General features: G+C 37.1%; 6 protein-coding genes. All 6 read left to right on the top strand.

The genetic code is table 11. From position 1 onward, the window contains the following. Window positions 1–602, top strand: a 602-nt coding sequence (locus QWC74_RS10405) for a M20/M25/M40 family metallo-hydrolase (protein WP_288994015.1), incomplete at its 5' end; no start/stop codon positions are given. Window positions 603–681: 79 nt separating this feature from the next. After that, window positions 682–1,578: a DMT family transporter gene (locus QWC74_RS10400; protein WP_006783315.1), complete on the top strand. Its 897-nt coding sequence runs from the start codon at window positions 682–684 to the stop codon at window positions 1,576–1,578. Window positions 1,579–1,677: 99 nt separating this feature from the next. Beyond that, window positions 1,678–2,745, top strand: coding sequence for a GPR endopeptidase (gene gpr, locus QWC74_RS10395; RefSeq protein ID WP_006783316.1), 1,068 nt, complete (start codon window positions 1,678–1,680; stop codon window positions 2,743–2,745). Between the two features lie 105 nt (window positions 2,746–2,850). Then, entirely contained in the window at window positions 2,851–3,909 is a 1,059-nt protein-coding gene (gene spoIIP / locus QWC74_RS10390; protein WP_006783317.1) for a stage II sporulation protein P, read from the top strand. 17 nt (window positions 3,910–3,926) lie between these two features. Further along, a complete protein-coding gene (locus tag QWC74_RS10385) occupies window positions 3,927–4,277 on the top strand; it encodes a hypothetical protein (protein ID WP_006783318.1) in 351 nt (116 codons plus the stop codon). A 244-nt stretch (window positions 4,278–4,521) separates the two neighbouring features. Continuing rightward, a partial coding sequence (gene lepA, locus QWC74_RS10380) for a translation elongation factor 4 (protein WP_288994016.1) occupies window positions 4,522–5,880 on the top strand: 1,359 nt, incomplete at its 3' end.

The raw sequence follows: 5,880 nt of genomic DNA, 5'->3' as shown, positions 1-5,880 counted from the left end.
AAATCATGATTCGTGCTGAATTTGAAACGGCGGATCAAGACATTACTTTAAAATTAGCACCAGTTGCAACTGAACTTAAGGTTTGGACAGCAGAAACGTTACAAAAAGTCACTCATATTTTACAATTAATCCCTTATGGACCTCAAACGATGAGTGCAAATGTAGCAGGACTTGTTGAAAGTTCAAGTAACATTGGTGTCGTTGAAATGACTGAATCAGAAATTGAGTTTAATAGTGCGGTTCGTAGCTCAGTTGGATCATTAAAACGTGAAATCAATCATCGTATTCAAGCGATTGCTGATTTAACTGGAGCTAAGATGGAGTTAATTGCAGATTATCCAGAGTGGGAATTTGAAACAGATTCAAAAATTCGTGATATTATGAAAGAGGTTTATGAGCGTACGGCAGGAAAAGAATTAGAAGTTTCAGCGATTCATGCAGGTCTTGAGTGTGGCTTCTTATCACAAAAATTAGGGAAAATAGATATGATTTCAATTGGACCTGATATTACAGGAGCGCATACGCCAAAAGAATCGTTATCTATTTCATCTACTGAACGCGTTTATGACTTCTTATGTCAAGTATTAAAAGAAATTAAATAATGATCAAAAGCATGTTCTTGTGGACATGCTTTTTTTACTAAAAACATAGAATGGTATAAAAGGGATTAGGGGGATTGGGATGAATTCGAAAATAGCAGACGGATTATTGTTATTAGTTGCGATTATTTGGGGAGGCGGATTTCCAGCAGTAGGGTTAGCGGTGCAAGAGGGGGTGGGGGCCGGCCAATTAATCACGTTGCGTTTTTTGATTGCAGGGGGAGTATTGGCGATTGTATTTAGAAAGCAGCTCTTGGATCTAAAGCGGATAGACGTGGTAGCCGGTGTGTTGGCTGGAATTTGTTTGTTTATAGGATTTACTTTTCAAACCATTGGAATGCAATACACAACGGCATCTAAAAATGCCTTTATTACATCATCGTATGTGTTACTAGTACCTTTATTTGGCGTCTTGTTTTTCAAAAACAAAATGAAAGGTTCGCAATGGATTGGAATGCTAGTGATGATCTTAGGAATTAGTATTCTGTCATTAGAGCGTGATTTTTCGGTGAGTATTGGTGACTTGCTGACGCTCATTTGTGCCATTGGTTTTGCTTTACAAATTATCATCACAGGATTATATATTAATCGATGCAATAGTTATTGTTTCACGATTATTCAAATGGTCACGGTGGCGATGGTTTCACTAATCTGGTCTTTAATTAGCGAACCATGGGCTGCGCTTAGTTTCTCAAGTGGGCTAGCGATTATGTATCTCGGAATCTTTAGTACACTGTTAGCTTATTTGTTACAAACCATCGCTCAACGCTATACATCCGAGGCTAAAGCTGGATTGATTTTATCAACAGAAGCGTTGTTTGGAGCTATTTTATCCGTCATGATTTTACATGACCCCATTACAAATCGATTAGTTTTTGGCGGTTTGATTTGTTTGATTGCTATATTGATGATTGAATTTGATTTTTGTCACTTAAAATCATCCAAATTAAAATCAAAAATCGTTGCTCAAAAGGAATAAGAGAAAATCATCATTGATTTTCTTTTTTTTTGCTAAAAATAGTGAAGTCGTTTCATGAACTGAGACGATTCGGTCACACTATAAGGTGAGGTGATAAAAATGAATGAACAAGAACAAAAAAAATGGCAATGCCGATCTGACTTAGCACTTGAAGCTGTTGAACAAATGGTGGGACAAGTCGATGAAGATCAACAAAAAGGTGTCCATTATCAAGAGGATAATATTAAAGGCTTAAAAGTGACTTGCATTGATGTTGAAAAAGAAGCTGAAGAAAGCGTGGGGAAAAAGGCGGGGCGCTATATGACACTCGATACGTCATCTATTTTATCTCATGATCACGATCAGCTGACCGTTGCTATGGAAGTCTTTGCGCAACAATTTAAAAAATTATTAGATCATCGAAATATTACGGATGAACATACTTGTTTAGTCATCGGACTTGGAAATGACCACGTGACGCCAGATGCTTTAGGTCCGATGGTGGTTGACGAAGTGATTGTGACACGTCATCTTTATGAACTAAGACCAGACGAAGTCGATCGTAGTTATCGTGAAGTGAGTGCTTTAGCACCCGGTGTAATGGGGATGACAGGGATTGAAACATTTGATGTGATTGAGTCGTTGGTCAAAAAAATTAAACCTGATTTTTTAGTCATGGTTGATGCGCTTGCTTCGCGTTCGATAACTCGTGTTAACAAAATGATTCAAATGACTGACACTGGAATTGCGCCAGGAAGTGGGGTTGGAAATAAACGTAAAGCCGTTGATGAGGAATCGCTTGGTATTCCTGTTTTTTCCATCGGTGTTCCAACGGTTGTAGATGCCGTCTCAATTACGTCGGACACCATTGACTTGTTATTAAAACATATTGGAAAATCATTAAAAGAAGAAAAGCGTTCGTATAAAAAATTAGTGCCTTTTTCAATGGTTCGTCAACAATATAGTGAGGATGATCTACCGTCGGATGAGTTACGTCAACAATTCATGGGGCAGGTGGGACTCCTTGCTGAGGAAGATAAACGCCAACTCATTAGTGAAGTCTTAACTCCAAATGGATTTAACTTAATTGTCACACCAAAAGAAATAGACACGGCAATGGAAGATTTGGCAACCTTGATTTCAAATGGGATTAACCGTGCTTTACATCAAAATGTACAATTTAGTTAAGTGATTACCATAAAACAACAATTAATAACAACCCTCATTCGGTATAATAAAGTATAAATGAAAAAAGGAATTTAACTTAGAGGAAACGGTCTGGGGGGGAGAATTTTGAAACGAAAACGTCGTTTGCGCTCTAAAAGAAATAAATTAAGTAAACAACTAACAAAGGGAGTTCCCTATTTAGTGGTAGGATTCTTTGTTGTGACGCTATACTCAACGCAATTTTTTCAATTATTTTATGTCAATCAAAAAGAAGCCTATGAAAAGCATGTCAATCAAGAGGTTGTTTTATCGAGTATTTTTGATTTTGCTAATCCAGCGGATTTTATCGAACTGATGACTAATTTACAAAAGTATTTTGCAGAAGTCATGACAAACCTTGATTTGAATCAGTTGTATTCCTTTTTAAATGATGGGTTTGCCTTTATTCAAATGGATTCAAAACAAAGTAGTGTGGCCGCTGCTACACCGAATACATCCAATGATTATAAATATACCTATGTCAGTGAAGAGTTAAAATTAGAACCACGGCCAGAAGCGGTGAATTCAACAGAACCATTGGTTTATCTTTTTAATACGCATGATTCTGAAACGTATGAATCTGATCAAGTCAATGCCATGCTTGGGCGTAAAGTTTTTGTTGGCGACATGTCAAACCTTGTAGCGAATGAATTTTCTAATTTAGGAGTTAAAACACTTGTTGAAACAAGAGATATCTCTGAAGTATTAGTTGCGAATGATTGGGAATATTGGCAATCCTATAAAGCTTCCCGCATGTATTTAGAGTCGACGGCAACAGAGTATAACACTCTCAAATATTTTATTGATATCCATCGTGATTCGTTAAACTATAATCGAACGACCACCACAATTGACGGAAAATCCTATGCTAAGTTGTTATTGGTTGTAGGACAAGATCATCAACGTTATAAAGAAAATTTAGCCTTTGCCAATGAAATTAATAATTTGTTTAATATGTATTATCCCGGTCTTTCAAAAGGAATTATTGAAAAAGGTGGAGAATATACGAATGGGATTTATAATCAAGACTTTGCCACGACACTCCTCTTAATGGAAGTCGGTGGAGTTGATAATACGTACGAAGAATTATGTAATACTGCCGAAGCCATCGCGAAGGTGATGACACAGTATATTACAACTCATTAATTGAAGGAGAGATGGGGATGAAAAAAGGAATAGCTCTTATTTTTTTCGTCGTTTGCTTTTTATTAGGAACTATTTATGGTTCTAGCTCCCATTCAGAAACGACACCTCATGTCGCGGCAAGCTCTAATCTCACGCAACAAATCAAAGAGTATGAGCAGAAATTATCACAAGGTGAGGAAATCATCACTTCTTATAGTGAGATGATTTCTGAAGGCGTGGTTCCAAAGTCAACACCAGTTTCAAGCGGAGGTGTAGCACATAATAATGTGTCGCAATTTGGACAAGATGCTGCGGATTTATTAAAAACCACAGTCAGGGAAGTTTTACGAATGATTGTAAAAGCCTGTGATCAATTAATCACTGAATAATAGATGAAAACCATGACTTCATTCTCAAGGAGAAAAAAGCCATGGTTTTTAATTTTTTAGGCATAGGAGTTGTCATAATGTAAAGGATATTAAGTGATGAATGAAAGAAAGTGATGTCGTAAAAGATGCGAAAATAGCCGAAAAAGAAGTGAATGATTATTTTTTGCTTGTGAGTTAGGTTTTTTTACAGTAAAATAAAGTGGATATTTAATTATTTCGGAATGGAGTGAGCTTGGTGAGTGCGATGAACATTGAACAAATCAAAGAACGCCAAAAAAGAATTCGCAACTTTTCAATTATAGCCCACATCGATCATGGAAAAACAACCCTTTCGGATCGTATTTTGGAGCGAACGAATGCGTTGGAAAAACGTGAGATGAAAAATCAGCTGTTAGACTCAATGGATTTAGAACGTGAGCGCGGAATTACCATTAAATTAAATGCCGTGCAGTTGACATATAAAGCTAAAGATGGAGAAGAGTACATTTTACATTTAATCGATACCCCAGGTCATGTTGACTTCACTTATGAGGTATCACGCTCGTTAGCAGCATGTGAAGGGGCAGTATTAGTCGTTGATGCTGCACAGGGAATTGAGGCTCAAACACTTGCGAATGTTTATTTAGCCTTAGATAATGATTTAGAAATTTTACCGTTAATTAACAAAATTGATTTACCAAGTGCTGATCCAGATCGCGTGAAGCAAGAGGTTGAAGATATCATTGGATTACCGGCAGATGATGCGGTTTTAGCATCAGCTAAAGCAGGAATTGGAATTGAAGAGATTTTAGAGCAAGTGGTTGAAAAAGTCCCAGCCCCAACGGGAGACCCTGAAGCGCCATTACAAGCGTTAATCTTTGACTCAGTGTATGATCAATATCGTGGAATTATTGCTTCTATTCGTGTTGTAAATGGAACGATGAAAAAAGGGCAAGTGATTCGTATGATGGCAACAGGTGCTGAGTACGAAGTCGTTGAAGTTGGAGTACACACGCCACATGAGAAAATCGTAGATTGTTTGACTGTTGGAGATGTAGGATTTGTAACAGCTTCGATTAAGGATGTTAAAAATGTTCGCGTCGGGGATACGATTACATGTGTTGACAATCCAGCTGAAGAACCATTACCAGGATATCGTAAATTAAATCCAATGGTATTCTGTGGGCTTTATCCAATTGATGCAGCACGTTACAATGATTTACGTGATGCATTAGAAAAATTAGTGTTAAATGACTCATCTTTACAGTTTGAGCCTGAAACATCACAAGCCTTAGGATTTGGATTCCGTACAGGATTCTTAGGATTATTACATATGGACGTTATTCAAGAACGTATTGAACGCGAGTTTAATATTGATTTAATTGCCACAGCACCATCGGTAATTTATCATGTTTATTTAACAGATGGAACAAAGTTAATTGTCGATAACCCATCGCAAATGCCAGAACCACAAACGATTAAGTCAATTGAAGAACCTTACGTTAAAGCTTCCATTATGACACCAAATGATTATGTGGGAGCCATCATGGAGTTATGTCAGAAAAAACGTGGTAACTTTATCGATATGCAGTATTTAGATGAAACTCGTGTTCATGTTAACTAT

It is taken from the genome of uncultured Turicibacter sp. (assembly GCF_938044715.1).
Lineage (GTDB): Bacteria > Bacillota_I > Bacilli_A > MOL361 > Turicibacteraceae > Turicibacter > Turicibacter sanguinis.
This window is presented reverse-complemented; position numbering and strand designations above follow the sequence as displayed.

Coding starts and splice junctions, on each gene's coding strand:
- QWC74_RS10400 (WP_006783315.1), top strand. CDS start 682: ATGAATTCGAAAATAGCAGACGGATTATTGTTATTAGTTGCGATTATT.
- gpr (WP_006783316.1), top strand. CDS start 1,678: ATGAATGAACAAGAACAAAAAAAATGGCAATGCCGATCTGACTTAGCA.
- QWC74_RS10385 (WP_006783318.1), top strand. CDS start 3,927: ATGAAAAAAGGAATAGCTCTTATTTTTTTCGTCGTTTGCTTTTTATTA.